This window comes from Flavitalea antarctica (genome assembly GCF_054461535.1).
Window position 1 is genome coordinate 17764 of sequence record NZ_JBTLQG010000007.1, and the last position, 26164, is coordinate 43927.

The following is a 26164-nucleotide window of genomic DNA, read 5'->3' on the forward strand; positions in this document are numbered from 1 at the left end:
AATACATCTCCCAATTTATAATGCGGAATAAATATCTTTGAACACTCAAAATAATCAGGGGCAGGGAATAAAAATTACATGATGGACAATGAGTTGGTGGTACGGTTTGCCGATGTGGATGACATAAATACAATCGGTTTTTTGGCACAGCAGATATGGCCGGCTGCTTACGGCTCCATCCTGAAACAAGAACAGATCAGCTACATGCTGAACCTCTTTTACAGTCCCGATGCCCTAATAGACCAGATCAAAAGACAAAAGCATTCGTTTGTGCTGGCTGAGCTGGAAGATGAACCGGTTGGATTTGCCTCATTTGGTGCGTTGGACAGTGAAGGCCTTTATAAACTCCATAAACTTTATGTTCTGCCCGGCAACCAGGGGAAAGGTCTGGGCAAAGCCCTGCTTGATTTTATCATTGAGGAGATCAAAACCGGGAATGCAGATCCCGACAGCCCTGGGAATAAAACGCTCTCTCTTCGCCTTGGTGTTAACCGATTCAATCCCGCACTCAACTTTTACGAGCGTCTCGGGTTTGCAAAGATCAAAGAAGAAAAAACCGATATCGGCAACGGGTTCGTTATGGATGACTATATCATGGAAATGAAAATCTCCTGACTAAGGTTCTTATTCTCGATCAAGTACCCGGTTTGCAACTTGTTTGTCAATAATCTCCTGTCAGTTATCATTGACTAATCGTTCACCTTTATCGTCACTTCTCCCTCCGATCGCACGATCCCCGCGCATTCTATCATCTCCCGTGCATAGCTGCTTCCTTCATTTTGGCAGCAGTTTCCTTACCCAGGTATTGTTCAACCAGCCAGTGAACAAGGTAAATAACGGGGGTAAACAATAAAGCAACCAGGAACTTGTAGCTGTACGAAGTGAGCGCCCAGGCGGTACACTGCCCAAAACTAACTCCCCGAAATATATAAAAGGCAATATAGGTTACCACGAAGCTGTCAATCATCTGCGAAAACAGTGTACTGATGGTCGCTCTCGCCCAGATTCTTTTTTCCCCTGTAAATGCCTTGATTCTTCTGAAAATAAAGGCATCCGCGATCTGCCCGATAATAAACGCTGTTATGGAACCTATGATGATATTCATGCCCTGGCCGAAGATGGCAAAAAACGCGGCCTGCATATCCGGCACGCCCTCTTTTGAATAGGAAGTCAGCCAGAAAGCGGTATCGGGTGCCGTCTTTATCGCAAAATAAAATATAAAAAATGCGAAGGCGATGAGGCCGGCAGTAAGCAGGGAAAGGAAGCGCACGCCCTTCACCCCGTAATATTCATTGATGATATCTGTCATTACGAAAATCACCGGCCACGGAATCACGCCGACTGATAAACTAAATGATAGATTCTGCGCGCCAAGTAGCGAGAAATTCGCCTTCTCTATTCCGAGGGTGTCTTCCAGTGAGAAAATCTTAACTCCTATCACCTCTGCAATAATTGCATTTGCTATAAAAAAACCGCCAAGTATAATAAACAGCCTTGTCCCTTTGTCCTTAATTATATTATGAATCATGAGAGGAAGATGAAAATTTGTGCGATCAAAAAAAGGAAGTTAATAATTAATAGCCAACGCGGGAAGGAATTCAGGCTTTCCCTTCGTGTGGAAAAAAGTATTAAAATCATAATTGCCAGCATCGCATTTAATAACATAGATGCATAACCAAGAACAACAACCGTGGAGTAGATCGGGTTCAGTTGGAGGCTGGCGGAATACCTCATTATTTCCGCCATAATGAAGCAGATATTGCATATCAGCGCTATACGGCTGAAAAATATTAAGATCTTCATGGGTTGACTTGGCGTAAAAATGCATTATTTTGCCCAATCAAAAGCGGAAACTTGGCTATTCAGGCGGGCGTTTGCTTCAAAAAATAATAAATATCTGATGAATAAAACTTTGTGGCAGCAGCTCAGGCCCCACGCAATTGCGATTGGTATTTTTTTGGTAGTTACGGTGTTGTATTGCCTGCCCGTCTTTCAAGGACTCGTTCCCAATCAGCAAGACGTACTAAGTTGGAAAGGAATGTCAAAGCAGTCCTTCGAGTTTCATGACAAATATGGCTATTTTCCTTTGTGGACCAACAGCCTGTTCAGTGGCATGCCAACCTTTCAAATCATGGCAGCCTCACAATATAATGTGACTATTGCTTATCTGCACTATGTGTTTACTTTGTTTATGCCCCAGCCCGCGGGCTTATTCTTCCTGGCCTGTATTGGTTTTTACATTCTTACCCAGGTTTTGAAATTAAAAAGCTGGCCCGCAATTTTCGGATCACTTGCGTATGCCTTCTCTTCATATAATGTTATTCTTGTTGCTACCGGGCATACCACGAAGTTTTCTTCAATGGGTTATGCTCCGGCTGTACTCGCTGGTCTGATTCTCCTCACTCAACGAAAATATGTTTTGGGTTTTGTTGCGACGTTTGTGTTCACCACGCTTATGTTTTACCAGAATCACGTTCAAATTGTATACTATACCCTCTTGATTGCCGTTTGCCTGGGAATAGCTTTCCTGGTTCATGTTATAAAAGCAAAAGACTACCAACATCTCCTCAAGGCTGGTGGTTTGGCGATCATCGCAGGGCTTATTGGATTTGCATCGTATTCAGTGACTTTATTGTCAACCTACGACTATGCCAAAGAAACCATGCGCGGCGGAAAGTCTGAACTTACAGCTTCCGTTGATCCAACTGCAACAAAAGAGAACAAATCGAAGAACGGGTTGGATCGCGATTATGCTTTCCAGTGGAGTTATGGTATAAGCGAAACATCGACTTTACTGGTTCCAAATGCCCGTGGTGGCAGCTCCTCTCAGCCCTTACCCGAAGACAGCAAAACTATCGAAGCATTACAGGAATCCGGTCTCCCACAGGAAGCGCTGAATTATGTTTTCAGGGCGGTGTCTCCATATTGGGGTGATCAGCCTTTTACTGAGGGGCCCGTTTATTTTGGAGCGCTCGTTTGCCTCTTATTTATTGCGGGTTTATTTGTTGTCAGAACCTGGCACCTGGGTTGGCTGTTGGCCGCTACGGCCCTCGGTATAGTAATGTCGTGGGGAAGTCATTTTGCTGGATTCAACAATTTTCTGTTCGATTATCTCCCTTTTTATAATAAGTTTCGTGCACCGTCCATGTCCCTTGTGATACCACAATTGACCATGTGTTTGCTTGCTGCAATGGCATTGCAATCAATACTTCATGGTGAATGGGACAAGAAAGAGTTGATGAAGAAACTAAAATTTAGCGGCATTACTTTCGCAGTTGTTCTGGCGATTGTTGGCCTGACTTATATTAACTCGGACTTTCGCGGTGGCAGGGATGGGCAGATACAGGAAGTAATGGGACAGATCACACAGGCGATAAAACAACAAAATCCAAATAACACACAGATTGAACAACAAACAGCTACTGCCACATCTTCAATACTCGGCGGCATAAAAACAGATCGGAAAGCATTGTTTAGCAGTGACTTTGGAAGATCCCTGATATTCGTTTTGTTGGGAGCTGCATTAATTATCCTTACAGTTACTTCAAGGCTTAAGCCAATGTATGCCGGCATAGCATTTTGTGTGCTGATAATGATTGATCTCATCGGGGTAGATACGCGTTACCTCAATAAAGATAAATACGTTACCGAAGAGGAATTGATGGCACCGTTCGCAGCTAATGCTGCAGATATTCAAATTAAGCAGGACACCAGCTATTATCGTGTTTTCGATCAGACAGATCCCTCAAGCGCAAGATCTTCATACCATCATAACTCTATTAGCGGATATCATCCGGCAAAATTATCATTGTATGATGATTTGTTGACTAACCAGATCTATAAGGGTAACATGAATGTGATAAACATGCTCAATACGAAGTATGTGATTACTCAGAATCCGCAAAACGGCCAGCCGGTAGCACAGGTAAATCCAGGCGCACTCGGACCGGTTTGGTTTGTCAGGGAGCTGAAATATGTGAATAGTGCCGATGAAGAAATGAAAGCGCTGGACAGTCTGAACCCGGCGTTAACCGCGGTGGTTGATAAACGTGAACAAGCTAAAATAACATCGCTTCCGCAACCAGATTCTGCCGCAACCATTAAACTGGAATTCAATCGCAACGACGTTATTAAATATAGTTCCAAAGCCGGGGCTCCACAATTTGCCGTTTTCAGTGAGATCTATTATCCCCGTGGCTGGAAGGCGTTTATTGATGGAAAAGAGGCACCGATTGTCAAAGTTAACTACACTTTACGCGGCTTATCGATCCCTGCAGGTTCTCATGTAATTGACTTTAAGTTCGAACCAGAGTCCTTCATCATGGGGGACAAGATTGGACTTGTAATAGGTATCGTTTCATTCCTCCTATTATTTGGCGCAGCCTGGTACGAATGGAAAGAGTATCGCAAAAGGCATTTGTCAACTGTAAAGCCTAAGGCGGCAAGTGTATAGATGGATACTTTTCTGCCTCAAAGAGATAATCTAAGTCGTACCATTCAGGAACAAGCCGCTGTTTTGTTGGAACGGTTAACCGTTTTACCCGTTGAAAAACTGGGTATGCCCTATCATTGTCTTGAATACTTTAAAAGCAGCCATTTCAAAAGGTTGTACTTCTCGATCGAAACCAGTGCACATCTGCTGTACCGATCCATCACTTTGAAAGGCAAGCCGGTGCATGAAACCGTAATCATGGATTATGGCGCTGGTGTGGGCACATTATATATGCTTGCTAAAATGATCGGCTGTAAAACCGTCATTTACAATGACCATCTTGAAGACTGGAAAAAAAGTGCAATGCTCATTGCCAACGCTATCGGTGTCAACATTGATGAATACATAGTGGGCGATGTGCAGAATACATTAGAGAATCTTGCCACAAAAAACATTCAATGTGATATCATCACATCACGTAACGTAATAGAACATATTTACAAATTAGATACTTTTTTTTCTACGGTATACTCATACCAACCGGGCGCACTGATCTATTCTTCAACCACTGCGAATTATCATAACCCGGCTTCTCATATAAAACATATCCTCTGGCACAGGAAATGGGAGAAGTATTTTCTACCGCAGAGAAAAGCCCTGATCCGTGAAAAGATAAAATCGATTTCGGAAAGGGATTTGCTTCGCCTTGCGAAGGCGACACGTGGACTGGCACTCCAGGATTTTGATAATGCCGTGAAAGCCTACCAGGATAACGGTACCTTACCTGATCCTTCCATCCATCATACCAATACAGTAGAAACAGGCAGCGGCGTTTGGTTTGAGCATCTGCTTCCTTTCGACACTTACAGGAAGCTGGTTTCATCTGCGCAATACGACTTGTTCTTTGAGCCAGGTTTCTGGGATACTCACAATACCAGTAAAGCTAAAAATCTATTGGGGAAGGTATTAAATCCAGTGGTCAGGGCCTCCGGAAAATCGGGCATAAAACTGGCGCCATTTATCTATGTAATAGCCGTACCAAAAAGCAATTTAATAGCTTTGAATAAAAATAAATCAACATAATCAGATGGCAAATACTGACCGGGTCGATAAAAGCCTGTTCCGGGATACACACTATCTTGGCAAGCCCGCTGATGATGTTGACAAGATCATAACCAGGCGCATAAACATACTTAATCAATACCCGGATTTTTTTGATAAGAACGCTGACCTGATTGAGGTCGGATCCGGGAGTGGCGCTACAATCACAAGAGTGGCACACCGGTTCAGGTCAGCCCTTGGCATTGACATATTCGATTACTCGGATCCCTTTAAGGAACAGCAGGTAAAAAATAATGATCAGCTTTCAACGTTCAGGAAACTTGACCTGGAAAATGAGCCATTGCCTGGGAGTTATGACAGGCTGATCAGCTTTGAAGTGATTGAGCACCTGAAATCCGATGACAGTATTTCAAAATATAACGAATTACTTCGTCCGGGCGGACTTGCGGCGATAACTGTGCCTAATAAATGGTGGATATTTGAAACCCACGGCGCAAAGTTACCGCTGCTTCCATGGAACCGTGTTCCGTTTTTTTCATGGTTGCCGACAGCTATCCATGAACGTTATGCCAACGCGAGAATTTACACGAGGGACCGGATCCTGGGGCTTTTTGAAAAACATGGTTTTGCAATAGTCGATGCCGTTTACGTTACCGCCCCCATGGATGTTTTAAAAGAAGGAAAACTCAAACGTTTTGTTACCGCCAATATCTTTAAAAATGATACCACCACCTCTCCCTTCCTCGCCACGTCCATATTCGTTCTGGCAAAAAAGAAATAACTCGCAATCAAATGGGTAATTCAGTAAGGATCGTCAGTATTATTCCCTATAAAATATTACCTGCTCAACTCGGTGGAGAAAAAGGAATTGCATTGTTTAATAAATACCTGGCAGAATATATAGAGATAACAGGTATCGCTACCATGAACAATGATCCGTCATATGCAACCAACTATCAATTGCTGAACATACTTTCCAACAGCAAATCGAAATATGCAAACCCTTTGCTGTATTTCAGACTGAGGAAAGAAATTATTAAGAGCAATGCAACGCATCTGCTGATCGAACATCCTTATTTCGGATGGCTTGCCTGGATGCTGAAAAACACCATGAATATTACCTGGGTGGTACATTCCCATAATATCGAATATATGCGGTCAAAGTCAATCGGCCGCTGGTGGTGGAAAGCGCTCATGTGGTATGAAAGGTGGGTGTATAAAAAGGCTGACCTTGTTTTCTTTATTTCTGAAGATGACAAAAAACATGCAGTTGACATCATGGGTATCAACCCTGCTAAATCGACGGCTATCACCTACGGAGTTGAACAATCGTCTATTCCTGCTGATATCCCGGAAGCAAGATCGAAGATCCAGGCGAAGCATGGAATACCCGGAAATGAAAAAATCCTGTTGTTTAATGGTGCGCTATACCATCATACAAACTATGATGCCCTCAAAATTATCCTGGACGTTATTAACCCGGAATTGCTGGCAAGAGGCTTGAACTACAAGATCCTCGTATGTGGCAAAGGCTTACCGGATTTCTTCAACGACCTGAAGGATTATTTACGTAAAAATATCATTTATGCCGGCTTTGTAGACGATATCTCTCTCTACTTCAAAGCTGCTGATGTATTTCTTAATCCCATCATCAGTGGTGGCGGTGTCAAAACAAAAGCAATCGAAGCAATAGCTATGAATTGTACGGTTATTTCAACGGAAATCGGTGCACTTGGTTTAATTCGGGAAGCATGCCATAACAAATTGCAAATTGTGCCGGACCAGGACTGGGCTGATTTCACCAGGCTGGTAATCGCCGCGTTTGATAATAATGATCATACACCACAAGCATTTTATGATTACTATTATTGGGGAAGCATAGCAAAGAAAGTTTCGAAAATTATTGAACAATCAGTTCCAGTTACCAGGCACATTAGCAAGTAGTCAGGAACAAACCAGGTAAAATCACTCAACTTAAGTCAGACGTTGATGCATAACTTAACAAAGATCAAAATTTTTCGCTTCCTTTTATGGATCACTTACCCTGTTGCTGTTATTTTTATTTACCCATTTGTTTTACTAAGAAAAAAACACACCGGACACCTGTTCTTTTTCTTTGACCGCTTTGCGATCGGTGGTGCTCAACGGATTCACCTGGATATTCTTAAAAGCGTGGAAGATGTTCCGAAAATGGTTTTTTTTACACGCAAGTCGCCCAATGATGGTTTAAAAGACGCATTTTATTCCATTCCCAATACCATAAACTTCGACATCCATATCTGGTGCGACTATTTACTGTTCCGACTTTTTTCAGTGCATTATTATTCGTTTTATCTCAACCTTCATAAACGGGTTCATGTTCTGAGCTCAAACAGTACTTTCTTTTATGACATGCTTCCATTTCTGGGTGCCCATGTCCATAAAACAGAATTGCTGCACAATTTCTCGTACGGTAAAAAAGGTATGGAGTTTTTTGGTTTGGCAAACGTCCGACTGCTTGACACCCGGATTGTATACGATAGCTTCACGCTGAGCAATATCCGCCATCAGTATACTGAATATAAAGTGCCGGCTGATTATAACGAAAGAATACTTTTTATTCAGCCCGGGGTGACAGTGCCGGACACCTTGCCACTTAAAACAAGTCCACCCCTACACATTCTTTATGCGGGTCGCGGTGGTCCCCAGAAAAGAGTATGGTTACTCAATAGGATTGCGAGGCATTTTATCAAAGCTGGATCGCCGGTCCAATTTCATTTTGCCGGCCCGCTTGGGGGAGAGATCGATAATGACATTACTGTAGCCAGTCACGTGTATGGTGAAGTAAGAACCAAAGATGAAATGAACCGGCTCTATAGTAAAGCACATATTATTATTCTGACTTCCGCGTATGAAGGCTTTCCAATGGTGATAAAGGAAGGGATGGCTTATGGATGCGTGCCACTGGTAACTGCGCTGGAAGGAAATAAAATGCATTTAAAGAACGGGTATAACTCAATCCTGATTGATGATTTCGGGAATGAAGAAGCAGTGGTTAAGCAGGGTATCACCCAGATTAGTATGTTACTGACAAATATCACTAAACTTAATGAATTGTCATTGACGGCTTATGAATACGCAAAAAAACATTTTGACAAAACACAGTTTCTTAAGACTTACCGGGAATTTCTGATGAATACTCCGGCCTGATTGTTTTTTTCACTTTGTGAAACTGTTGCCTAAACGATTATAAAAGTAACTGGCGGTCATCAGCAATTTCGATGCTGGTCCGAACCTCAACAAGGATCGTGGGAATTTCTGCTGGAAATTAACAAGGTTTCTGACCTGGATTGGAATATCTCCATTATAACCAGCCGCCTTTATTTCATCAACAGATTGGATGTTGAGGTTTCGCATCAGTCTCCACCATGCATCATAGACAAGAAGATTTTCGAATTGCCGGACGCCTGTTTTTCTAACCACACTAAAATGTTCTGGTATTTCGACCTCCCTAACCAGCGAACTGGACCTTGTTACCTGCTGTTCGTTTAATCCGATATTGATGATCGGCTTATCAATATAAACCGCTGTACGATTGTTGAGATAACGCATATAAAAGTCCATATCCACGAGCCATTTGAGATTTTTATCATAAAAATATTGTTGATCATTTCTATGAATAACAACACTGGGCGGACCGATGATATTTTTTGATAGTAACGTTACCGGGTTTTTCTGCAACTGCTTTATTCTGAAAGACCCTGGTTTTACGATCGCAGATTCCTGCCCTTTCACATTAAAATATGCCGAAAAGAAAAAGTCCTTGCCGGGATTTAATTTGATGGCATCAACATAAACCTGCAGGCTGTCAGGACATGCGAACCAATCATCATCGTGAATCAACTTGATCCATTGTCCTTTGGCAAGCCGGATACCTTCGTTCCAGTTTTCTGGGGTACCAAGAGCAGGAGAATTCTTTATATACCTCAAACTAAAGCTGCTGTTATATGCTGATACAAGATGGCGGACAGTGTCATCAGGACTATCGTCTGTAATGATAACTTCAAAGTCCGTAAACGTCTGATCAGAAACAGACTTCAACAGCCGCCCGACATATTCCTCGTGCTTATAGGCAGGAATGCATATTGATATAAAGGGGCGCGATGTTCCAGTTGACATACCAGGCAAGTTAACCAATATGTTAATGCTGACAGGGTTGCCATTTTTTATTCTTCTACGCAGGGCATACCTTTGGCGAAATTAAAAACTATTGAGAGCTTTAGGTCTGCAAGTTATTAAACTGATTAGCCTGATAAGATATTACCAGCTGAAAAACGGTTTAAAGATCTTTTTTGACTTTTTATTTGCGGGTGGATCAATGATCAAAATTAAGAGCGGGGTATTCAAAAATGAAATCTGGCTCAGAAAAGATCAGTCTGACCCCTACATCTTTGACCAGGTCTTTACAGAACAACAATATGATTTTCCACATAATAATCCCAGATCGGTTGAGTGGATCATTGATGCAGGTGCAAATATTGGCCTGGCAGCGGTGTACTTCTCGCAAAAATTTCCGAATGCCCGAATTCTTTCCATAGAACCGGACGTAAATAATTTCCAATTACTGAAAAAAAACACGGTTGGTTATCCAAACGTTATGCATATTCACGGAGCGTTGTGGCACAAAAATGAAAAACTAAAAATTTTCAATACAGAAGAAAAAAGTGCCGGTTATGTTATGGGCCCGGCGGGAGAAATTAATGAAGGTTATGTTCAGTCTTACACAGTCGCGGGCTTAATTGAAGAACACAGGATCAGACGACTCTCCATACTTAAAATCGATATTGAAGGTTCCGAGAAAGAGGTATTCGATAACGGAAGTGATGCTTGGCTACCGGTAACTGAATGTATCATCACAGAATTGCATGATAATCTGAAGCCGGGAACATCACAGGTGTTCTTCAGGGAGATGGGAAAATATGACTGGTTCACTTACCTAAAAGGGGAAAATATTATTTGCGTTAAACCTTAAGGTTAAAGTTTTCTAAGATAACCAGTCGGGTTGAAGGTCATCATGAATTTTTCACGTGAGCGATCAATCACAAAGCCCTTATTGTTTTTAAGAAATCTTTCGATAGACTCATAGGGTCCTGGTCCATGATGCTTATGTACCGGGTGACCATGCACATTCGAGTCTTCAACGATCATATAACTACCAGGAGTTACAAATTTATGATAGATATTCATCTCCTGGTATACATGGCGATCAGAGTGGTCGGAATCGAGAATCACCAGCACTTTTTCGCCGGGTTTTATTGAATCGCGGACTCTTTCAACTACCGCATCTTCAATCGTTGAACCCAATACGTATTCGACCCTTGGATGTACGGGCCGGTTATCATAAGCTTGGATGTCGATTGTCAGAATTCTGCCCTTTCCAATAATGTCAAGAAGTGCAGCCATAAATGATGCACTTCCACCCTTGTTGGTCCCACATTCAATAATAATATCGGGCCTAAGTTCATGAAATATTTCCTGGTAAATCCACATATCGAGGGGGCATTTAAGTATTTTTGTGCCCATCCAATATGTATTGTCCCAGGTTTGTGAATTATTATGATAATAAAGTTTATGAAAAGAGTTAATGATCCACCTACTCAAAGCTGATTCCGGGTTGCTTAAATTCATATGATTTTTTGATATTTATTCATGTTAACTTGGTTAGCACAACGTTACAGGATATTGATAAAAGTAATGTAAACTTGGGAAATGTTTAAAAAATTAGAAACTACATTCAGACTCTACTTTCCCAAAAGAATGAAAGATCGCCATAAATATATGGCGTATTTCCGTGGTCTTAAAGGACTCGAGGTGGGCGGCCCAAGCCTGGCACTTTCATCAAAAGGATTTTTGCCGATATATAATGTCATTAGTGGACTGGATGGATGTAATTTCAGCACTGACACTGTTTGGGAGGGTCACATTTCGGAAGGCCAAACTTTCAGGTATGATAAAAACAAAGTCGGTAGGCAGTTTATCGCTGATGCAACGGACCTGGCGGTGATCAATTCCGGCGCATATGATTTTGTGCTTTCCTGTCACAGCCTTGAACACATTGCCAATCCTATTAAAGCACTGCTTGAGTGGAAAAGAGTCATCAGGGATGGAGGATATATGTTGCTGGTATTACCACACAAAGACAGGACATTTGACAGGAGAAGGCCCTTGACAACACTCGAGCACATGATCGAAGATTATGAAAACGGCACAGGCGAAGACGACAGCACTCACTTCGAAGATGCGGTCAATCTTCATGATGTCACAATGGATCCTGGTCTCAAAGATCCTGCCCTGCTTGCTGAAAGAACTGCGAACAATTTTCAAAACAGGTGTGTCCATCACCATATTTTCAATACTCCCCTCCTCTTAAAGCTCGTCGATTTTACTGGTCTCCAAATTATCCGGGCATCACATTTTACGCCTTTCAATATTATCGTCCTTGTCCAGAAAGTGTCAGGTGGAAAAATAGACAACAGCAGCTTCCTCGATCGCAACAACCGATTATTTAAAAACAATAAGTTTCCTTCTGATAGTCTATGATCTCGACCCACACTGCAGCCGTGGTTGTACTGTATAATCCGCACGAGGAGTATCTACATAACATTGCCACATATGTGGACCAGGTAGCCCGCTTGTTTATCATCGACAATTCGGAATTTCCGGATGAGCGTATATTGAAAGGACTGAGTGCAAATCCTAAAGTTGTTATTATCTCACATAAGATCAACCATGGAATTGCCAAAGCGTTGAATATTGCAGGCCGAAGAGCAATACATGAAGGTTATGCATGGTTGTTAACCATGGACCAGGATTCATCATTTCAACCTGGTGTTTTATCGGCTTATCTTAAAGCAGCTGATGAACATGTCGACAAAAATGCAGTTGCTGTCTTCGGCCTGGCTTATGATAAAAAGTTCCTCTCCTCCTTTGCTCCCGGGGAAAAATACCTGGAAGTGAATTCGCTGATCACTTCGGGAAGCCTGGTTAATCTTCAAATATTTCAAGAATTGCAAGGCTTCGAAGAGAAACTGTTTATCGATGAAGTGGATCATGATTACTGCTACAGGGCAGTACTGTCAGGTTTTAAAGTCGTGGTAGTTAGAACAGGACTCATGTCCCATTCGCTCGGAGAATCCCTGGAGGTCACCGGGAGTCGTGGCTCAGCCCCAAGGCGAAAGATCATACATAGTCCTGTACGGATATATTATATCGTAAGAAACGGTTTATATATCTCGCGGAAATACAAAAAGGACTTCCCTAAAGAGTCGGCTAAACGACGAAAGATAATTTATGTGACAGTAAAAAATAACCTGGTCTACGGGAAACAAAAATTTGCTGTACTTAGATATACCTTGCTGGGACTCTGGCACTTTTTAAAAAACCGGTATTACAAATTGTAATACCGGTTTTTTAAAATAACGTAAAGACCAATCGCGGGTGAAAATTAATTGAAGGTTTTGGACAGTTCCTTGATCTCGCATTCAGACAATCCCCTGTTGTAAACGCGCACCTCATCAACTTTTCCATCAATAGAAGTGATATCACCCTTCCACCATCCGCCGATAATAAACTGTGCAGTTGTACATTTCTTAAGTGTTTTGAAGTTACGGTTTATCGTTGCCTTCAGCGTTCCATCAACATAGATTTTCTGAACCCCATCAACAAAACTTGTGATCAGGTGATACCACTGCCCGGCGACCAGCGACTGGGTCGAAGTACAATAAATGGATGGATCATAGATATGCGCTTTCGAACACGCATCAGCAGCGTTGCCGACTGCGAATTCCCATTTATTGATTCCATCCAGGCTTTGACCTAACCCCCAGGCGAGAGAAGTTGTATTTTCAAAGTTTACTCTCGAAACAATAGCGTGCCTCCGATTGACCGTTTTTGCCATCACAAAAAGCGAGATCGTTACGCTGTCTGTGGTTAACTTACCGTTGTCCTGCACCATGATGTAATCATCAAAGCCATCAAAACCTGCGGCTGTGTTTGGCCGGCCAAGAAAACCGGTAGTAAGGTATGCGCCATTGACAGCGCTTCCGTGCAGACTGTTCCCGCTTTCATCATTAAGGTTTCCGTTAAAAGGATAATAAGCAAGCAGACCTTTGGTAAGTTCAGTTGAACAAACTGGTTTGGGTGTTTCGTCTTCACAAACAGGACATTCCTTCTGGCAGGAAGTGAAGGCAATGACTAGGAACAAGAAGCCAACGATTCGCATAAAAACAAGGGGTTAAGGTTTAAAAAAATTAAGGTGCGTAAATGTAATTTTTTTGTAGTCATTTACTAACAAATCCAGCCAGTTGGAAAAAATTTAATGTCAGATTCCCAAAATTGGAACTTCGGTGTAATTAAACAGTCACTAACGTCACTGAGTGCCGTGTCAAATGTTTTCACGCTCTTCGCTAATGCCGGGGCGGCTTTCATATTATTTTGTTATGGCATTAAGGAAAGAGGCCAGTCCAACCCGTTTATTTTCTGTCAGCAAGTAGCTGATATTACGAGTATAATATCTCAACAGATCATAATGCTCATAAATCTGTTCTGAAACCACTTCGTGAATCTTTGTTAGTCCAACCCGATTTGCTTCATTGAACGCGGCTACAAAACCCGGATCAAGTTTTTTTGTGCTTACCCAGGCAGCAAATACAAAAGGAAGGCCGGTATGATCTTTCCAGGCTGTACCAAGATCGTAAATGTATTTGTTCTTATGCCGCTGCTCAAGGGCGCGGTCACCAATTACGAGACCAGCTGTTCTGCCAGCTATCAAAGGACGATAATCATTCTGCGTGGGTACGATCTCCGGCGTTAATTTCCAGTATTCCTTCAACAGTAATTTTGCAAGTGCCACTGAGGTTCTGCTTTGATAATCCATCAGCACTGTTTCCGCCTCTTCAAGGGGCACATCACTAAAAAGGCACACGGAGGCAACCTCCCCCTCAGTGCCAATACAGTAATCAGTATTGATAAAATGCTCCCTCAATCCAGGAATAACGGCAATCGGAACAAGACCAAGATCTATCTCACCGGTGATAAGCTGCTGAGCAAGTTTCGCGGGATAATTGCCTGTAAATATGATCTCATTCATCACCGGTGAGTTTTCAATACCATAAACAAGGGGCCTGGTATTGAGATAATTCACGATTCCAACCTTTATCTTCTCCAATTCATCTAATTTTGCCCGCAAAGTTACACACTGGCAACTTCTATTCAATCATAATTCATGGAACTAAATGCACTGACAGCCATCTCGCCTATCGATGGCAGATATCGGAAACAACTACATCACCTGGATGAATATTTTTCCGAGTTCGCACTCATGAAATATCGTGTTCTGGTAGAAGTGGAATATTTTCTTTTTTTATCATCCAAGAAGTTTTTTCCGCTGCCTGCTGCCATGAAATCCGCTATACATGCCATTGCAGATGACTTCAGCCTCGCAGATGCGCAAAAAATAAAAGAAACGGAAGCGATTACAAATCACGACGTAAAAGCAGTAGAATATTTTCTCAAAGAAAAGCTGGAGGAACTCAAAGCAGGCGCCTCTAAAGAGTGGGTGCATTTCGGGCTTACTTCACAGGATATTAATAATACGGCCATTCCTTTATCCTGGAAACACGCTATGGAATTTGAGTACCTGCCTTTTCTTCTGAATCTTAACCGCCAGATCGAATTGCTTGCACAGGATTGGAAAGATATATCTATGTTGGCAAGAACACACGGACAGGCGGCAAGTCCCACCAAGCTTGGAAAGGAGCTGATGGTTTTCGTTGAAAGACTGGCTAACCAGATAGAACTTTTTATTCACGTTCCTGTTTCTGCAAAATTCGGAGGAGCTACCGGGAACTTCAATGCCCATGTCGTTGCTTTCCCGGCCAAAGATTGGGTGAAGCTCGGAAACGAGTTTGTTACTGAAATCCTTGGGATGGAAAGACAACAGTTCACCACCCAGATCGAACACTACGATAACCTGTCAGCATCTTTCGATGCCATGAAACGAATCAATACAATTCTTATTGATCTCTCGCGCGATCTGTGGACCTATATCTCCATGGATTATTTCAAACAAAAAACAAAAAAAGGCGAAGTGGGTTCATCGGCCATGCCACATAAAGTAAACCCGATTGATTTCGAAAATGCAGAAGGCAACCTTGGCATTGCGAATGCTTTGCTGGAACATCTTTCGGCAAAACTGCCTGTAAGCCGGCTGCAAAGGGATCTTACAGATTCGACGGTGCTAAGGAACATCGGCGTGCCACTCGCTCATACCATCCTGGCCTTTCGATCAATCGAAAAAGGCCTGGAGAAACTTGTTCTTAATGAAGATAAGATTTACGCTGACCTGGAAAATACCTGGGCAGTAGTGGCCGAAGCAATTCAAACGATTCTGAGAAGAGAAAACTATCCGGCCCCGTATGAAGCGCTTAAAGATTTAACGCGGGGAAAAGGTGGCATTAACAAGCAATCGCTCCATAAATTTATCGATACCCTTGATGTGTCTTCGGCGGTTAAGAAGGAATTAAAGAAGATCACACCACATAATTATACTGGTGTAAATGCAATGTAACCGGCGGAAGATGGTGTCGATTAATGCCCTGGTTCGTACAGGTTGTATTTCCAGATGATGCGGGTATGTTGTCTGCTTATCTGCTCAAAACCTGCCTTGGTCAGCACCTTCATGGAAGCATCATTATCCTCTTCAGTTTCTGCTTTGATGAACCTGATACCGGGAAACTTCTTTGCCCACGAAATCATACCGGCTACAGCCTCCGTCATATAACCCTTTCCACGGGATAAAGGGAACGTACCATAACCAATCTCTACCGCTCCATGTTGATCGGGAGGGCCCTTAAATCCAAGTTCGGCTACCAGGCGGTTACGGGTTTTATCGATCACCATCCATAGCGTATAGAAATAATAATCCTTTTCCGTTGCTTCGCGCATAGCCGGCACAGTTATCTGGTCTATCATCTCCCGGAGATCCTGTGAAAGCACACGGTCGCCGGTTTTCAGTCCAAGCTCTTCTTCAAGCTTATTATTTGGAGCAATATAAAGGTGCAATTGTCGGTTGTCGAGCGCGGCGATCAGGAGACGGTCGGTTTCAACAACGGCACGGTTAACGATCTCAAAAAGACAAAGTTCCTTACCATCCTGCTGAAAGTTATCGAGCCGGGTAAATCCGGCTTTGCTCAAAACATGCATAGAACCATGATTGGTTCTTTCTGTCACGGCCATAAGTTTTGACACAAGCATCTTGCGGAACGCATATTCGACCCCGGTCCCGGTAAGCTCAGTGGCATAACCTTTTCCCCAGTCTTCTTTCAGTAAAGCATAACCGACCTGCCAGTAACTGGTATTTTCAAGAGGGATGATGGCAAATGTTCCCACGAAACGATCGCAGTCCTTTTCATGGACAGCCCATCGACCCGTCATCGGATTTTGCGTGTAAGCATTGATGTTTTCAATCAGAAAATGGCGACACTCTTCCCGGTCTTTCGTTTTCCTGATATACATCATGACGTCCTCGTCACTGTTTAACCGGAAAAAGTTGTCCTCATCTTCAAGGGAAAACCGCCTGACGTACAATCGTTCAGTCTGAAAAATGATATTTGTTGAATGCAGTTTGATAACAATTCAATTCATCAGTCATTGCTCTGTTTATGGATCTCGCTGGTGAAATGAAACTCAATGTCCGGGTTGTTGTTTCTTTCCGTGTTCAGGAACCACTCGCTTTGCGCAAGATAAACCTGGTGACCGTCTTTATCCGTAGCGATGTTGGCTGATTTGAACTTTGTAAACTCCTCTACCTTCTTTGGATCCTTCGAGGTGATCCAGCAAGCCTTGTAAAAAGGTACTGAATTGAACTGAACCGAGGCGCCATATTCCTGCAGCAGGCGATACTGGATAACCTCGAACTGGAGTTCCCCAACACAGCCGATGATCTTTTTATTTCCGCCAAACTGGGTGAATAACTGTGCCACTCCCTCATCAGTCAGTTGCAACAATCCCTTTTCCAACTGCTTGGTTTTCATAGGGTCTTTGTTAACTACTTCCTTAAAAATTTCAGGTGAAAATGACGGAATGCCGGTAAAGTAAAAATCTTCGCCTTCTGTAAGTGTATCACCGATTTTAAAACTTCCCGTATCAAAAAGGCCAACCACGTCTCCGGGATAGGCTTCTTCGATGATATCCTTATCCCTGGCCAGAAAGGAATAGGGATTACTGAATCTGACTTCCTTGTCGAGGCGAACATGATGAAAATACTTGTTGCGTTCGAACTTGCCGGAGCATACCCGCATAAATGCTATACGATCCCGGTGTTTAGGATCCAGGTTTGCGTGAATTTTGAAAATAAAACCGGACATTTTTTCTTCTACCGGGCAAACTTCACGCGCGGAGGTTGGACGGCAGCGGGGAACCGGGGCGATCCGGATAAAGGTGTCCAACATCTCCTTCACCCCAAAGTTGTTTACTGCAGAGCCAAAAAAGACCGGGGCAACTTTGCCTTCCAGATAATTACGGGTGTCCAGGTCACCATGCACCGCCTCGACCAGTTCAACATCTTCCCTAAGGGCGGAAGCGTCTCTTTCCCCTAATTTAAGGTCGAGTACTTCAGTAGATAAATCACTGATATTCACTACATCTTCATCGGATGCCTTAGTATTTGCTGTAAATAGAACCAGGTTTTTATCATGAAGGTTATATACCCCTTTAAACTCCTTTCCACTGTTGATGGGCCAGGTCATAGGGTGAAGCTGGAGATTCAATTCTTTCTCAATTTCCTCGAGCAAATCAAAGCGGTTCTTACCATCACGATCCATCTTATTGATGAAAACGATGACGGGTGTATCCCGCATCCTGCAGACTTCCATAAGTCTCCTGGTCTGCGCTTCTACTCCATTTACACTATCGATTACCAGGATTACACTGTCCACCGCCGTCAGGGTGCGATAAGTATCTTCCGCAAAATCTTTGTGACCCGGAGTATCAAGGAGGTTGATCAGCGTGCCGCGATATTCAAAACTCATCACCGAAGTGGCAACTGAGATACCCCTTTGCCTTTCAATTTCCATGAAGTCACTGGTAGCATGTTTCTTGATCTTGTTGCTTTTTACTGCACCAGCCACCTGGATGGCACCTCCAAAAAGAAGAAACTTTTCTGTCAGCGTTGTTTTACCGGCATCCGGGTGAGAGATGATGGCAAAGGTCCGGCGCTTATTGATCTCATTTATGTATTTCATCCCTTGATAATTGCATTTTTGGCCGGTGTATTAAATCCCACGGATAAGAAGCCAGGCCCTTGAAAATCTTGCCCACCGGCAGTTTTCAGCGCGCAAAGGTAGCATTTCTTTTTTCGGTTTGGTGCGCGAAATATTCGTAAATTTCGTCATAGCCAGAGCTTATGAACTCTCCCTTTGTTTCACCACCGAAAAAGGCCCTGGAGGCTTCTGATCTGCAGGTGCACGACCATCACAGCAATTACCGGGCTGCTAAAGAGGTTTACCTGCACAGGAAAACCAACCGGCAGAATGCTAAAAGCGTATCCCTGATCATTACAGGCATACTGCTAGCTGGCTTCGGACTTAAAAGTTTCCTTCTTCCCAGCAAGTTTATCGATGGTGGAGCCACTGGAATATCCCTTTTGTTAAGCGGGGTAACTCATTATCCGCTGTCCATGTTTATCGTTATTGTAAACCTGCCCTTTATACTTTTAGGATATAAACAAATTGGAAAAGTCTTTGCCGTCAAAACTATCTGCGCAATTTTTGGACTGGCACTGTGCCTTGCACTGGTGGAGTATCCAACTGTAACCACCGATAAATTGCTGGTCGCAGTATTCGGAGGCTTTTTCCTCGGCGCAGGAATCGGGCTGGCGGTAAGGGGAGGTTGCGTGCTGGACGGATCCGAAGTGCTGGCCATTTATCTGAGCCGGAAATCCGGTTCCACGATCGGTGATATCATTTTATTAATAAACATCGTCATTTTCGCTTCAGCGGCCTATTATCTTGGTCTGAACAATGCCATGTATTCGATGCTCACTTACATGTCGGCTTCTAAAACCGTGGACTTCCTCATTGAGGGTCTCGAGGAGTACACAGGGGTGACCATTATCTCTCCAAAAAACGAAGAGATTGCCACGATGATCACCACGAAACTGGGCCGGGGCGTCACCGTTTATAATGGATCAGGGGGATACGGCAAACGGGGATATGTGCGGAATGACCAACAGATCCTGTTTACGGTTATCACAAGACTTGAAATCTCCAGGATCAAGGCTGAGATCGATCTGATAGATCCCTATGCATTTGTTGTGATGCACAGCATTAAGGATACCAAAGGCGGAATGATCAAGAAACGACCGCTAAACGAATAAGGTTAGAAAAATTTTGCTGTCCAGGTTCTGAGGAATTCTTCTCCCGCAGCAAGTTTGTTGATTCCCTCTTTATGATTCAGCAGTTGGTCTGTTCCTTCGGGGTCGGCGATGCCGCACCACGGTTCTATGCAAACGAAATCCCCTCCTTTCGCGGCCCAAAGGCCCAGGTATGGAAACCCGGGAAAGCTGAATTCAAGGCCATTCTGACTTGTCACCGACTTCAGGTTGAGTATTGAAGACTGCAGGGACTTGAGGACGATCGCGTCGTTGGCAAAAAGTGTTTTAGTCAAAGGCAAACGATCCGTCGCTGTCAGTAAAGGCAATGGTGACTGGCCGATGAGACCATCAGCGGTAATTGGCCATCGATTAGCCGTTTCCTTGTTCTCGAACTGGATATAATAGTCTTCATATGCGGTGCCCGGGGTGATTGGAACTTTAAAGGCAGGATGGGCCCCGATCGAGAAATACAAGGGTTCATCTGCCGGATTTACCACCTCGTAACTTGTGGACAGGATATTTTGAAAAAGTGAATATTTGATACGAAGTCTGAATTCAAATGGATAAACTCTCCAGCTTTCTTCATCGGCCGACAGTTTAAAAATACATTCGTCGCCTTTGTGATCTTCAGTCACAAAAGTTTTATCTCTTGCAAACCCATGCCTGGGCAGGCTATAATTTTTATCATTATAGCGGTACCGGTTTTCTTTCAAAGTACCTACGATCGGAAACAGGATGGGCGAATGTTTACCCCATATAGCCGGGTCGCCCTCCCACATATACTCAAGCTGAGTATCCTTATTAAAGATGCTTGTAAGCTCGGCTCCTTTTGGGTTGATCCTGACCCTAAGGTTTTCATTTTCAATCGTAATCATGTCCGGAAATTTCTACTGCAATATTATCGATAAAGATGCCACCGTTCCTCACAAAATTGGTTCAAAACCTGCAAGTCTCTGAAAAGCTGATTATATTTGGTTTATGCGTCGTTTTGTTGCAATTATCTGGTCAAGCCTTAAAATGGCACTGCAGGAATTCAGGTCTAACAAACTGAGGACCTTCCTTTCGTTATTTGGAGTAACGATCGGTATTTTTTGCATTATCAGTGTGCTTTCAACGGTTAACAGCCTTGAGAGGAAAGTACAGAGTGATCTGAAATCACTTGGAAATAATACGATTTACATTGACAAATGGGTATATGCCGGGGGCGATGATTATCCATGGTGGAAATATATGAAGCGCCCCACCCCAAAATATGAAGAGATGCGCGCATTGAAGGGTAAGGTCCCCAGTGCAGCGAATGTTGCTTTTGTGACTGAATTGAACTCGACCATAGAATACGAACAGGATCAGCTTACGGGTGTGACTTATTATGGATATTCCGAAGATTTTCCCAATATCCAGAAAGTAGAGATCATACAGGGACGCACCTTGCTTCAGTCTGATTATGATCAGAATGTGAACGCAATACTGGTTGGCTATGAAGTGGCTGAGAAACTTTTTGGAAAGGCTGAGAAGGCCGTTGGAAAGGAAGTTCGGTTGAAGGGAGGAAGGGGCGCAACCATAGTGGGACTTATCAAAAAGCAAGGTAAAAGCATGATTGGCGGCTGGGAGTTTGACAATAGTATTCACATGGTTCGTGGCCAGTTGAAACAATTGAATCCTGAAGAGTGGTCGCAGCCAAAGATCATGGTCCAGGCCAAACCGGGTGTTTCAACGGCTATGGTGACTGATGAACTCGAAGGGGCCATGCGTTCACTCAGAAAATTAAAGCCAACCCAGGAAGATGACTTTACCCTGAATGATATGAATGCCTTCAGTTCTTTTACAGATACCATCTTCGGAAATATCAACAAAGGTGGCTGGGCGATAGCTGCCTTATCATTGATTGTCGGCATGTTTGGCGTCGCTAATATTATGTTCGTGACGGTCAGGGAGAGAACCAGCCAGATAGGCCTGAAAAAAGCCCTGGGAGCCAAACGCTCGACCATATTAACCGAATTTCTGCTCGAATCGGCTTTCCTGTGTATACTGGGGGGACTGATCGGGCTGATATTGGTTTTCATTCTTACGAAAATTGCCAGTTCGATGATCGGCTTCCCGCTGTTTATTTCTGCCGACATCATGCTTTTGGCTATAGGGATCTGTATCCTGGTAGGGGTACTGGCAGGTATCATCCCAGCCTCTATTGCATCAAAGATGAACCCGGTAGTTGCAATCCGCAGCAAGTAACGAATATGATGTAGATTTGCCCCGGGCCAAACCTACAACACGTGAGTTCAAAATCCATATCAATTCTTGCAATTGAATCATCATGCGATGAAACAGCGGCAGCCATTTGCCGGGATGGAAAAATGCTATCAAACATCATCGCAAACCAAACAGTACATGAGGCTTTTGGTGGTGTAGTGCCGGAGCTTGCTTCCCGTGCACATTTACAAAACATAGTTCCCGTTGTTGACACTGCCGTTGAATCCGCGGGAGTACGGTTAAAAGATATTGACGCCATTGCATTCACCAATGCTCCCGGTCTTATTGGTTCACTGCTTGTAGGTGCCCAGTTTGCAAAATCGCTTGCCGTTTCATTAAACAAACCGCTGATAGCGGTTCATCACATGCAGGCACATGTGCTGGCAAACCTGTTGAGCGATCCTCCCCCATCGTTTCCATTTCTTTGCCTCACGGTAAGCGGTGGTCATACACAGATCATATTATGTACATCAACGGAAAACCTGATCGTTCTTGGTGAAACAAGGGATGATGCAGCTGGTGAAGCATTTGATAAAACAGCGAAGATCCTTGGCCTTCCCTATCCCGGTGGTCCGCTGATCGATAAATATGCCCGTGAAGGCAACCCGTTAAAATATAAATTTCCGGAGCCTAAAATTGACGGACTTGATTTCAGTTTCAGCGGATTGAAAACTTCGATCTTATATTTTCTGCAGGACAATCTTAAACAGGACGCGGCATTCATAGAAAAAAACCTGGCCGATATCTGTGCATCCATTCAACATCGGATCGTAACCATATTATTGAACAAACTCGAAAAGGCAGCAATAGAAACCGGCATAACACAACTGTGCATCGCCGGCGGAGTTTCTGCAAACAGCGGACTGCGTGCAGGTCTAACTGCCCTGGGCGAAAAACACAAATGGCGGACTTTTATTCCGAAGTTTGAGTACTGCACTGATAACGCGGCGATGATCGCAATAACTGCATACCATAAATTCATAGCAGGTAAAACAGATCCCCTAAATATCCAGGTTAGTGCCAGGGCTGAATGGTGAAGAAAAGAAATTCAAATAATTTTTTCCAGTTCAAACAATTCCGGATCAGCCAGGAGCATTGTGCGATGAAAGTTTGCACAGATGCCTGTATACTGGGAGCCTGGTACGCTGCTCAGTTATCCAACAAGGAAAAGCCTGGTGGATCGAACATCGCGGACAGTAAAAAAATACTTGATATAGGAAGCGGTACGGGTCTGTTAATGATGATGCTTGCACAAGCCAGCAATGCCACTATACACGGAATTGAAATTGAATCTGAATGTTACCAGGAGATGCACCTCAACATCAATCAAAACGAATGGTCCACGAGGTTAACTGGTTTACATGGCGATGCAAGAGATTATTTGTTCCCTCACAAATATGATTTCATTATCAGCAATCCACCATTTTACGAAAACGACCTTTCTTCAGACATAGAAGGTAAAAAACTGGCGATGCATAGCAAAGCGTTGAAACTGGAAGAACTTGCTGATGTTATCGAAAAAACTCTGGTGATGACAGGCACAGCAGGTATTATGCTCCCTTATCATCGTGCTGCTGCATTTGAATCACTTGCAAATGAACGCGGATTGTTTAAATCAGAAGAGTTGCGGGTCCGTCAAACGCCGGGACATAATTGGTTCAGGTCAATTAGCAGTTACACATTTATCCGGCAACACGATTCTCCGGTGACTGAGCTGACGATCAAAGATGCTACAGCAAACTACACGGATGAATTTACGCGTTTGCTCGGGGCGTTTTATTTGTATCTGCCGGATCAGGATATTCCTGCATAAGCACTGAGGTATCCTGATCAGGATATTCCTGCATAAGCACTGAGGTATTCATAATGAGGCATTAGTTTACCCTTTTGCACCATTGTAGCACGGGTTATGATGTCAGAGCCTTTACCAACAAGGTCCTCTAATACATATTTTATCAGCTGTTCCCCGAAGTAGCGACTGGCGTCCCTTGGCAGTTCATTGGGCAAATTACCAACCGCCATTATATCCACAGAGTCTTTCAGGTATGGCGCCGTTTTCTGAAATGTTTTACGGTCGACCCCATACACCGGATCTTCAATAGTCTGATCACCGAGGTTAATAGGCACAGAACCATTTGCATCGTCGGTGATGTCGGCAATAGTTTTTATAATAAAAGCTTCATCAGAAATATCAGTTTTATTAAACAATCTGGGTACTGTTTTGTCCCAGTAGACACCATTCAGCAGGATGTCTGTCTGCTCAGCATAGGGAAGGAAAACACAGTCAAATTTCTCAGGGTGCATATGGAACTCTTCGCGGTTGTAGTTAGCCGTTAGTTTGTTTTTATAAAGATCACCTCCTTTCAGTTGTGTATAAACGGGATAAGCAAATCGTCTTTTGAGATACATATCAGGTTCCACTTCATGAATGCCAAGCAGGTTCATGATTTCGAGAATTCCGTGGGCAACCCTTCCAGAGCCGGTCACTGCAATTTTTACGTTGGGCAGGCGAAGCCCGAAATAGGTATGAATCAGTTCACGGAAATTTCTTTGTTTATATACCCGGTCGATATGATATAAACCTGTCCGTTGGCCATAAGCCATCATACCGTTGTGGGCACCGACTATTCCCGCAAAAAAACCGAATCCGATGATACGTTGACCATCTTCATGTTCGAGACACTCATAGTCAATCAGCGTTATTTTTTTATCAATAACCGATCTGAAAAGCTGCTGATTATATGCCTGTTGCTTTTTGGTGTGGGAGAAAAATAAATAAGTCTTGCCCGGAATCAGCTCTGCGGCGGGCACCTCCTTGATGCCCATAAGAATGTCACAATCATCAACATTATCTTTTACAGTGACTCCTGCCATTTCATATTCACGGTCACTGAAACAGCGGTTTGGGGAAGACTGCGCAATGATTTTTACCTCAGCTGAATTTTTCTGGATCCATTTACATTGGGCCGGGATCAGTGCCACCCGGTTATCCGCCGGTATTTTGCCTTCCCTGATGAGTCCGATTGTTATCATAGTATATGAACGGTTTCTACAAAGTTGTGCTTTGGGAACCTGACTGCCAAATAGTATTATAAAGCGTTTGTACAATTCATACTGCCAATTGAACATTCCACACCATGAGGGATAACATCACGATTCAGGCCGGATTACATTTGCGAAACGATGGCACAAGCTATCACATAACAATCGGAATGATACACAGCGCCGCTTTTAATTTGCAACCATGAAACAGTTCTTGTTCGTCTTTTTATTCCTTTTACCAGCATTTGCGTTTTCGCAGATATTGCTGAAACCGGGACACCCTTGTATAGAATACCAGAGGATCTCGGATGAAAAGGCGAGCATGATCTGGTATCTTATGCAGGATACGACAAAAATAGAGATAGGCCGGGTTTCCAGTGACATCCGCACAGACAGTGTAAACCTCACTGTGATAACTACTGTTAAGATGCGCCATGCGCCTGCGGCATCGGTCGACAGTATCGTGGCCGACCGTAATTCCTTAAAGCCGGTTTATCATGCATCTTACAACCATCAGCGTGATATGATCATTCGTTATGACAGTATGATCACCGGTTATTACGCGGATAAACAAAAGAACTCAACCATAGCCATTAACGACAATCCATCAATGGATTGTTTCGATAGCAACCTCTACCCTACGCTTATCCGCTGGCTGCCTTTGAAAACCGGCTTTTCAAAAGATCTTGCCATCTACGATTTCAACCCAAACGGTAAGACGGGAGTGATGAAAGTATCAGTAATCGCGGTAAGACGGTGCGACTATCTATACCAGGATAAGGAGGTGAAAAAAGTTTACCTGGTAACTGTTAAGGATGACATATCAAGTGGCACCACCACTTACTATATTGATGTTGAAACCCGCAAACTCTGGAAAATGATCATCGCTTCCGGTGAGCAAAAGATGATGATGGAGGCGGTTTGAATGGAGACAGATCAGGTGAGCAAAAGATGATGATGGAACCAGTTTG

At 43.4% G+C, this 26164-nt stretch carries 24 protein-coding genes; 15 read left to right on the top strand and 9 right to left on the bottom strand.

Going from position 1 to position 26164, the window contains the following annotated elements; all coding sequences use genetic code 11:
• The first annotated feature begins 81 nt into the window (after positions 1 to 81).
• On the top strand, positions 82 to 615 hold the full coding sequence (locus ACX0G7_RS09050) for a GNAT family N-acetyltransferase (RefSeq protein ID WP_458923132.1): 534 nt from the start codon (positions 82 to 84) through the stop codon (positions 613 to 615).
• Between the two features lie 133 nt (positions 616 to 748).
• Here the strand turns inward: ACX0G7_RS09050 and ACX0G7_RS09055 are convergent, their stop codons facing one another.
• On the bottom strand, positions 749 to 1528 hold the full coding sequence (locus tag ACX0G7_RS09055; protein WP_458923133.1) for a queuosine precursor transporter: 780 nt from the start codon (positions 1526 to 1528) through the stop codon (positions 749 to 751).
• Between the two features lie 372 nt (positions 1529 to 1900).
• Here ACX0G7_RS09055 and ACX0G7_RS09060 point away from each other — a divergent pair, with 372 nt between their 5' ends.
• The 5 genes from ACX0G7_RS09060 to ACX0G7_RS09080 are packed head-to-tail and all read left to right on the top strand — an operon-like array spanning position 1901 to position 8683.
• Positions 1901 to 4453, top strand: coding sequence for a YfhO family protein (locus ACX0G7_RS09060; protein WP_458923134.1), 2553 nt, complete (start codon positions 1901 to 1903; stop codon positions 4451 to 4453).
• Positions 4454 to 5515: a methyltransferase domain-containing protein gene (locus ACX0G7_RS09065; protein ID WP_458923135.1), complete on the top strand. Its 1062-nt coding sequence runs from the start codon at positions 4454 to 4456 to the stop codon at positions 5513 to 5515.
• A gap of 4 nt (positions 5516 to 5519) precedes the next feature.
• Complete coding sequence (locus tag ACX0G7_RS09070; RefSeq protein WP_458923136.1) at positions 5520 to 6275, top strand: class I SAM-dependent methyltransferase; 756 nt, start codon at positions 5520 to 5522, stop codon at positions 6273 to 6275.
• Between the two features lie 11 nt (positions 6276 to 6286).
• The gene (locus tag ACX0G7_RS09075; protein WP_458923137.1) at positions 6287 to 7438 is read left to right on the top strand and encodes a glycosyltransferase family 4 protein; all 1152 of its coding nucleotides are present in this window, start codon (positions 6287 to 6289) and stop codon (positions 7436 to 7438) included.
• A gap of 45 nt (positions 7439 to 7483) precedes the next feature.
• Positions 7484 to 8683 carry a glycosyltransferase family 4 protein gene (locus ACX0G7_RS09080; protein WP_458923138.1) on the top strand — a complete coding sequence of 400 codons (1200 nt, stop codon included), beginning with the start codon at positions 7484 to 7486 and terminating at the stop codon, positions 8681 to 8683.
• Positions 8684 to 8692: 9 nt separating this feature from the next.
• Here the strand turns inward: ACX0G7_RS09080 and ACX0G7_RS09085 are convergent, their stop codons facing one another.
• Positions 8693 to 9652 carry a glycosyltransferase family 2 protein gene (locus tag ACX0G7_RS09085; RefSeq protein ID WP_458923139.1) on the bottom strand — a complete coding sequence of 320 codons (960 nt, stop codon included), beginning with the start codon at positions 9650 to 9652 and terminating at the stop codon, positions 8693 to 8695.
• Positions 9653 to 9851: 199 nt separating this feature from the next.
• Between ACX0G7_RS09085 and ACX0G7_RS09090 the strand changes: the two genes are divergently transcribed.
• Positions 9852 to 10505 (top strand): FkbM family methyltransferase, encoded by a 654-nt coding sequence (locus ACX0G7_RS09090; RefSeq protein WP_458923140.1) that lies wholly within the window; start codon positions 9852 to 9854, stop codon positions 10503 to 10505.
• A 2-nt stretch (positions 10506 to 10507) separates the two neighbouring features.
• On the opposite strand, the gene ACX0G7_RS09095 is transcribed toward ACX0G7_RS09090, so the two are convergent.
• Complete coding sequence (locus ACX0G7_RS09095; RefSeq protein ID WP_458923141.1) at positions 10508 to 11161, bottom strand: CmcI family methyltransferase; 654 nt, start codon at positions 11159 to 11161, stop codon at positions 10508 to 10510.
• A gap of 81 nt (positions 11162 to 11242) precedes the next feature.
• On the opposite strand from ACX0G7_RS09095, the gene ACX0G7_RS09100 reads away from it, so the two are divergent.
• Together ACX0G7_RS09100 and ACX0G7_RS09105 are read left to right on the top strand one after the other, a co-directional pair.
• Entirely contained in the window at positions 11243 to 12073 is an 831-nt protein-coding gene (locus ACX0G7_RS09100; protein ID WP_458923142.1) for a class I SAM-dependent methyltransferase, read from the top strand.
• Positions 12070 to 12933 carry a glycosyltransferase gene (locus tag ACX0G7_RS09105; RefSeq protein WP_458923143.1) on the top strand — a complete coding sequence of 288 codons (864 nt, stop codon included), beginning with the start codon at positions 12070 to 12072 and terminating at the stop codon, positions 12931 to 12933. Before ACX0G7_RS09100 ends, ACX0G7_RS09105 begins: the two co-directional genes overlap by 4 nt.
• A 44-nt stretch (positions 12934 to 12977) precedes the next feature.
• On the opposite strand, the gene ACX0G7_RS09110 is transcribed toward ACX0G7_RS09105, so the two are convergent.
• Positions 12978 to 13754 (bottom strand): LamG domain-containing protein, encoded by a 777-nt coding sequence (locus ACX0G7_RS09110; RefSeq protein WP_458923144.1) that lies wholly within the window; start codon positions 13752 to 13754, stop codon positions 12978 to 12980.
• A gap of 207 nt (positions 13755 to 13961) precedes the next feature.
• A complete protein-coding gene (locus tag ACX0G7_RS09115; RefSeq protein ID WP_458923145.1) occupies positions 13962 to 14699 on the bottom strand; it encodes a menaquinone biosynthetic enzyme MqnA/MqnD family protein in 738 nt (245 codons plus the stop codon).
• Positions 14700 to 14756: 57 nt separating this feature from the next.
• Between ACX0G7_RS09115 and purB the strand changes: the two genes are divergently transcribed.
• Positions 14757 to 16100 (top strand): adenylosuccinate lyase, encoded by a 1344-nt coding sequence (purB, locus tag ACX0G7_RS09120; protein WP_458923146.1) that lies wholly within the window; start codon positions 14757 to 14759, stop codon positions 16098 to 16100.
• Between the two features lie 20 nt (positions 16101 to 16120).
• On the opposite strand, the gene ACX0G7_RS09125 is transcribed toward purB, so the two are convergent.
• Complete coding sequence (locus ACX0G7_RS09125; RefSeq protein WP_458923147.1) at positions 16121 to 17119, bottom strand: GNAT family N-acetyltransferase; 999 nt, start codon at positions 17117 to 17119, stop codon at positions 16121 to 16123.
• A gap of 56 nt (positions 17120 to 17175) precedes the next feature.
• Positions 17176 to 18774: a peptide chain release factor 3 gene (locus tag ACX0G7_RS09130; RefSeq protein WP_458923148.1), complete on the bottom strand. Its 1599-nt coding sequence runs from the start codon at positions 18772 to 18774 to the stop codon at positions 17176 to 17178.
• A 161-nt stretch (positions 18775 to 18935) separates the two neighbouring features.
• Here ACX0G7_RS09130 and ACX0G7_RS09135 point away from each other — a divergent pair, with 161 nt between their 5' ends.
• Positions 18936 to 19907 carry a YitT family protein gene (locus ACX0G7_RS09135; protein WP_458923149.1) on the top strand — a complete coding sequence of 324 codons (972 nt, stop codon included), beginning with the start codon at positions 18936 to 18938 and terminating at the stop codon, positions 19905 to 19907.
• Positions 19908 to 19909: 2 nt separating this feature from the next.
• Here the strand turns inward: ACX0G7_RS09135 and ACX0G7_RS09140 are convergent, their stop codons facing one another.
• The gene (locus ACX0G7_RS09140) at positions 19910 to 20779 is read right to left on the bottom strand and encodes an aldose 1-epimerase family protein (RefSeq protein ID WP_458923150.1); all 870 of its coding nucleotides are present in this window, start codon (positions 20777 to 20779) and stop codon (positions 19910 to 19912) included.
• 103 nt (positions 20780 to 20882) lie between these two features.
• Here ACX0G7_RS09140 and ACX0G7_RS09145 point away from each other — a divergent pair, with 103 nt between their 5' ends.
• Genes ACX0G7_RS09145 through ACX0G7_RS09155 form a run of 3 tightly spaced genes read left to right on the top strand, consistent with a single transcriptional unit; the run spans position 20883 to position 23964 of the window.
• Positions 20883 to 22133, top strand: coding sequence for an ABC transporter permease (locus tag ACX0G7_RS09145; RefSeq protein ID WP_458923151.1), 1251 nt, complete (start codon positions 20883 to 20885; stop codon positions 22131 to 22133).
• A gap of 41 nt (positions 22134 to 22174) precedes the next feature.
• Positions 22175 to 23188 carry a tRNA (adenosine(37)-N6)-threonylcarbamoyltransferase complex transferase subunit TsaD gene (gene tsaD / locus ACX0G7_RS09150; RefSeq protein WP_458923152.1) on the top strand — a complete coding sequence of 338 codons (1014 nt, stop codon included), beginning with the start codon at positions 22175 to 22177 and terminating at the stop codon, positions 23186 to 23188.
• A complete protein-coding gene (locus tag ACX0G7_RS09155) occupies positions 23182 to 23964 on the top strand; it encodes a tRNA1(Val) (adenine(37)-N6)-methyltransferase (RefSeq protein WP_458923153.1) in 783 nt (260 codons plus the stop codon). The genes tsaD and ACX0G7_RS09155 overlap by 7 nt, the downstream gene beginning before the upstream one ends.
• A gap of 17 nt (positions 23965 to 23981) precedes the next feature.
• Here ACX0G7_RS09155 and ACX0G7_RS09160 read toward each other — a convergent pair whose 3' ends face one another.
• On the bottom strand, positions 23982 to 25184 hold the full coding sequence (locus tag ACX0G7_RS09160; protein WP_458923154.1) for an NAD(P)-dependent oxidoreductase: 1203 nt from the start codon (positions 25182 to 25184) through the stop codon (positions 23982 to 23984).
• A gap of 211 nt (positions 25185 to 25395) precedes the next feature.
• Here ACX0G7_RS09160 and ACX0G7_RS09165 point away from each other — a divergent pair, with 211 nt between their 5' ends.
• Complete coding sequence (locus ACX0G7_RS09165) at positions 25396 to 26118, top strand: DUF3108 domain-containing protein (protein WP_458923155.1); 723 nt, start codon at positions 25396 to 25398, stop codon at positions 26116 to 26118.
• Positions 26119 to 26164 lie beyond the last annotated feature (46 nt).

Bases quoted from the DNA above. Each gene is read 5' to 3' on its own strand.
- ACX0G7_RS09165 (WP_458923155.1), top strand. From the start codon at position 25,396: ATGAAACAGTTCTTGTTCGTCTTTTTATTCCTTTTACCAGCATTTGCG.
- ACX0G7_RS09085 (WP_458923139.1), bottom strand. From the start codon at position 9,652: ATGTCAACTGGAACATCGCGCCCCTTTATATCAATATGCATTCCTGCC.
- ACX0G7_RS09090 (WP_458923140.1), top strand. From the start codon at position 9,852: ATGATCAAAATTAAGAGCGGGGTATTCAAAAATGAAATCTGGCTCAGA.
- ACX0G7_RS09060 (WP_458923134.1), top strand. From the start codon at position 1,901: ATGAATAAAACTTTGTGGCAGCAGCTCAGGCCCCACGCAATTGCGATT.
- ACX0G7_RS09160 (WP_458923154.1), bottom strand. From the start codon at position 25,184: ATGATAACAATCGGACTCATCAGGGAAGGCAAAATACCGGCGGATAAC.
- ACX0G7_RS09135 (WP_458923149.1), top strand. From the start codon at position 18,936: ATGAACTCTCCCTTTGTTTCACCACCGAAAAAGGCCCTGGAGGCTTCT.
- ACX0G7_RS09050 (WP_458923132.1), top strand. From the start codon at position 82: ATGGACAATGAGTTGGTGGTACGGTTTGCCGATGTGGATGACATAAAT.
- ACX0G7_RS09070 (WP_458923136.1), top strand. From the start codon at position 5,520: ATGGCAAATACTGACCGGGTCGATAAAAGCCTGTTCCGGGATACACAC.
- ACX0G7_RS09100 (WP_458923142.1), top strand. From the start codon at position 11,243: ATGTTTAAAAAATTAGAAACTACATTCAGACTCTACTTTCCCAAAAGA.
- ACX0G7_RS09140 (WP_458923150.1), bottom strand. From the start codon at position 20,779: ATGATTACGATTGAAAATGAAAACCTTAGGGTCAGGATCAACCCAAAA.
- ACX0G7_RS09155 (WP_458923153.1), top strand. From the start codon at position 23,182: ATGGTGAAGAAAAGAAATTCAAATAATTTTTTCCAGTTCAAACAATTC.
- ACX0G7_RS09130 (WP_458923148.1), bottom strand. From the start codon at position 18,774: ATGAAATACATAAATGAGATCAATAAGCGCCGGACCTTTGCCATCATC.
- ACX0G7_RS09110 (WP_458923144.1), bottom strand. From the start codon at position 13,754: ATGCGAATCGTTGGCTTCTTGTTCCTAGTCATTGCCTTCACTTCCTGC.
- ACX0G7_RS09145 (WP_458923151.1), top strand. From the start codon at position 20,883: ATGCGTCGTTTTGTTGCAATTATCTGGTCAAGCCTTAAAATGGCACTG.
- ACX0G7_RS09075 (WP_458923137.1), top strand. From the start codon at position 6,287: ATGGGTAATTCAGTAAGGATCGTCAGTATTATTCCCTATAAAATATTA.
- ACX0G7_RS09055 (WP_458923133.1), bottom strand. From the start codon at position 1,528: ATGATTCATAATATAATTAAGGACAAAGGGACAAGGCTGTTTATTATA.
- ACX0G7_RS09105 (WP_458923143.1), top strand. From the start codon at position 12,070: ATGATCTCGACCCACACTGCAGCCGTGGTTGTACTGTATAATCCGCAC.
- ACX0G7_RS09080 (WP_458923138.1), top strand. From the start codon at position 7,484: ATGCATAACTTAACAAAGATCAAAATTTTTCGCTTCCTTTTATGGATC.
- ACX0G7_RS09065 (WP_458923135.1), top strand. From the start codon at position 4,454: ATGGATACTTTTCTGCCTCAAAGAGATAATCTAAGTCGTACCATTCAG.
- purB (WP_458923146.1), top strand. From the start codon at position 14,757: ATGGAACTAAATGCACTGACAGCCATCTCGCCTATCGATGGCAGATAT.
- ACX0G7_RS09095 (WP_458923141.1), bottom strand. From the start codon at position 11,161: ATGAATTTAAGCAACCCGGAATCAGCTTTGAGTAGGTGGATCATTAAC.